The 3,683-nt window shown below is 41.8% G+C and carries 2 protein-coding genes and 3 pseudogenes; all 5 read left to right on the forward strand.

Annotated features, from left to right (window positions below):
- Positions 1-419 (forward strand): annotated as a pseudogene (locus tag CAG65_RS07705) (hypothetical protein); the annotation flags it as partial.
- A 593-nt stretch (positions 420-1,012) separates the two neighbouring features.
- Positions 1,013-1,203 (forward strand): annotated as a pseudogene (locus CAG65_RS22440) (hypothetical protein); the annotation flags it as partial.
- Positions 1,204-1,222: 19 nt separating this feature from the next.
- Positions 1,223-2,458 carry a TolB family protein gene (locus tag CAG65_RS07710; protein ID WP_161453222.1) on the forward strand — a complete coding sequence of 412 codons (1,236 nt, stop codon included), beginning with the start codon at positions 1,223-1,225 and terminating at the stop codon, positions 2,456-2,458.
- On the forward strand, positions 2,451-2,690 hold the full coding sequence (locus tag CAG65_RS07715) for a hypothetical protein (RefSeq protein WP_161453219.1): 240 nt from the start codon (positions 2,451-2,453) through the stop codon (positions 2,688-2,690). The genes CAG65_RS07710 and CAG65_RS07715 overlap by 8 nt, the downstream gene beginning before the upstream one ends.
- Positions 2,691-3,029: 339 nt before the next feature.
- Positions 3,030-3,680, forward strand: a pseudogene (locus CAG65_RS07720) (hypothetical protein); the annotation flags it as partial.
- Positions 3,681-3,683 lie beyond the last annotated feature (3 nt).

The following is a 3,683-nucleotide window of genomic DNA, read 5'->3' on the forward strand; positions in this document are numbered from 1 at the left end:
ATTACAATCCTAATCGTGACTTATTTATTTGTGGTTATAGGACTCGAAATGAAAACCAAGTTTTCTTGTTTGAAAATCCAGAAAAAGAAATTGAAAATGCTCCCGTCAGAAATGTAATCAAGAAGAATGCATGGTACTTCAACGGTTCCGCTAATAATTACGATAATACCTTGTTGCGCTATCGCCAACCAAATGAAGCCGGCATGTTTGATAAAATCAAGTACTACTATGAACTAGAAATAGGGAATAAAGACGATTATGACCGACTGAGCCACCTTAACCTTTTTATTCCTGATAACTTGGCAAGTCAGTTTGATACATTTGACTTAAAATCGTTTTTCCCTGCTATTCCGACTCAAGAACAATATGACGAATCCTATCAGCGCCAGTTAAAAGCTCGCAAGGAAGGGAAATATTAAGCCTGTATCCGCGCTGTGATCTAAGAAGTACTGAACTTTAGGGTGTCCCTCTTGCTCAACACTCATTGCGGATCTACTGATGTATAAGCCAAGCTAACCTCCAAAAAGCATGTGAGTCGCGTGTGTAAGGTTTTGCGCGCATTGGGAACGATAACCAAGAGAATACAAGATGAAACTACGCCATACATTATGCTTGATAGCCTTGGCGGTCTTGTCTGGCTGCAATCAAGAATCGGCTAATGAATCGAAACAACCAGCGCCAAAACCTCAAACGGTTGAAGACCGAATCGCAGAGAAAAATGCCCAGAGTGGTATTCCGTTGGGATAACGGGACATACAGTACAAAGGAGCTTTATGAGACTTGCCCAAAAGTATGGAGTATCAAAACAGATGGTACATATTTACGCCTAGTTGCAGACGAGTTTAATGGTCAGGTCAGGTTAATGCGTATGTCATCGAATAATCGCTACTTAGCTTTGGCCTAAGATGGTAAGCGTTATATGGTCGATGAATATGGGGTTGGTGTCTTTGATGAACGTACGGGAACAGATCTTTACTCGATAGTGCCAGATAATTCACGCGTGTGTTGACGAACATGGAATCAAAAGATTCTTTACGCGAGATTGAGTTTGTGGATCAGTATCGTAAAGAAGTCGTGTTTAGTGGGTGGCTACCAGAAGTCAAACGGGTCAATCTAACTCGTCATTGCCGATCTCATAACTCAGATAAAACGGTATTAATGTCAGTAATTTATCAAGACATTGAACTAACACAATTAATATAAAATGAAAGTACATTATAAAATGAAACGAACGACGTTAAGTCTCATGTTTCTCTCGACAGCTATGTTATTAACAGGCTGTGGTGAAGAAAGTAATCAAGCTTCGAATGCTGTAACAACACAATCCGTAGAAAAAGAACCCGCTCAAAAGGCTTGTTACAATGTTGGTGAAACAACGTCACTCGAACGTGTAGATGTAACAGGGCCACGTTGCCAATGGCAAAGTGAGCACAACTTTATTGTTTACTCTGAAGATCTGTCCAAGCCAGAATACCCAGGTACACTTCCGGTAAAACCAGGCTATGCGGTCCGCCGAGCAAAAGAGTGGCCCCGTGAAGATTTATCTGATGTTAGCTCCTATGACAAACCTAGAATTCAGTTTTGGTGGAACAATGTCAACTCTAAAGACCCACTCGTAAATGATTACGAAAATGGCTACAAAATCTGGAGCATGAAAATTGATGGTACAGATTTACGTTTAGTTACAGATGATATGCCAAACACCGCTTCACCACAGAATTTTATGATGAGTCGTTCTCCCAACAATCGTTATGTGGCTTATGCATACAGTAATGGAGAGCCTCTGATAAAAGCCATCTTTGACTTAAAAACGCAACAAACCATTCAACTGGGCAGTGCGCGTACTAAGCCTTATTTGGTCTGGGCAGACGATTCTAGCTACATCTATTTCTCAGACGGCTTTAAGCGCTTTAAATACACACTCGAGACAGGAGTCAAAGAAGAGGTAGACGTAGCGTTGTCTGAAAATACCGTGATTGTAGATGGCAAGTTAATCAATGCCGCGGGCTTGGGGGTTGGGGTTTATGACGCCAAGACACTCGAACGCTTATACACTATTTTGCCTGAAAATGAGTTTGAAGACTCCGTCGATATTGAGAAGCGCATCTACCGCCAAATTGCGATCAGCCCCAATGGTAAGTTTGTATGGGGAACAAACTCGTATCGTAAGGTGCTGATCAACGTTGAGGAAAAAACTTGGCTTGCCTTCTCTGATGAAGGTGAGGAAAAGAAAGTTTACGATGAGGTTGTTAACATCAGTAATGATGGTAAAGAAACCCAAGTAGGCGCAGCGTTAGTTACGATAAAACGTTATGGATCTGATTATCGATATGAGTTGACGGGACAAGGTCGACAGTCCTGGGTAGTTGTTCAGTCCGGTAGAATCGCTAAAACACCAGTACTTTACAACGCTGATGCCAACGATGGTCGCTTTCTGGAGGTAGGTAGTAATGAGTAATGACTTTAAGTATTTGCCAACAGATATCTATTTGTTTGGTGTCGATTTCCCTAATGTTGGGGATGCACAGAACCCCCAATATAAAGAGCTCCATCTCGAAAAAGACCTAACCTTATTAGAACAGATTAAAAATATCCGTCCTATGTCACGGCTTCCAATTGCCATAAATTTAGGCGAGGAAAGCGCTGCTTTGTGGGCAACAGATGATTTAGGCCGTGGCGTATTAGGCTAAAAATAAAAAAACACTACTAATCAAGTGATTAAGCTTAGCGCTCATTGGTTGTAATGACCAATCTCAACAGAGTGCTTTCGTTGTTTCTAGCTCTGCGAAAACAGAGCAAGAAAAACATCCAAATCGCGCCTACGTCGGCGAGCATAACTACTCAAAGATGGAGAAGTCACTGAGTTTACATTGCTATAAACGATTTAAGTTTATAAGTTCGAATGGAAGAAAAACAAGGAAGGAAAACGCTATAGGTCCCACTGATTCAGCGATTTCGCTATTACTACTACACTGACGGTAAAAACGCTTTATATCAAAATCTCTTGTTCCGACCAGCCTCAGCTGTTCAAGAACATTTTTTCCCCAAAACAGAAACGCTTTGGACAAATTGAAGATTTAGAATCGGATGCTGCTTTGCTAGATAAATCAAGCACACCATTAGATGAATTAAGCAGTTACAGTGACGGACAGTCATTCAGCGCACAAGAATTCACCTCCGATGTAGACAGTGCTGCCATCCACAAAGTTACTGAAGACGACATGCCATGGCTGAGTGACCAGCAAGCCATCGTTCGAAGTTACGACCAGAGTAATACCGTGATTGCTTATGTAGATGGAAAAAACAGTGGCCTATTATTCCGGGTCGATGTTGGTACGTCTGGCATCACCGCTTTGAATTCACTCTATGTGATCGATCACAATAGAGATTATAAAGACGTCTTTGATTTAGAGTTTTATGAAGGGGAAGACCACGACTGGCAGCAAGCGTTATTAAGTGGGCTACCATCGGACGGGGTCTTTACTATGTCCCTGGTACATGACCAAGACCCAGACAGTCGTCACATATTGTTTGATCGGGTCGCTTACAACGATTTATTTGTTGAACCTGAGAGCGCTACTGAAACTCCGCCAAAAGCTCTGCCAAACGACAAGCCTAAAGGTATGACAACAGGAGAGAAACAACGCTTTGAGTCATTAATGCTGGATTGGTCGTTGTAACAA

This window comes from Vibrio sp. V39_P1S14PM300 (assembly GCF_009904765.1).
In the GTDB taxonomy this organism is placed as follows: Bacteria; Pseudomonadota; Gammaproteobacteria; order Enterobacterales; family Vibrionaceae; genus Vibrio; species Vibrio proteolyticus.

What these genes read in the sequence shown, in the direction of transcription:
- CAG65_RS07715 (WP_161453219.1), top strand. Translation starts at nt 2,451, where the DNA reads ATGAGTAATGACTTTAAGTATTTGCCAACAGATATCTATTTGTTTGGT.
- CAG65_RS07710 (WP_161453222.1), top strand. Translation starts at nt 1,223, where the DNA reads ATGAAACGAACGACGTTAAGTCTCATGTTTCTCTCGACAGCTATGTTA.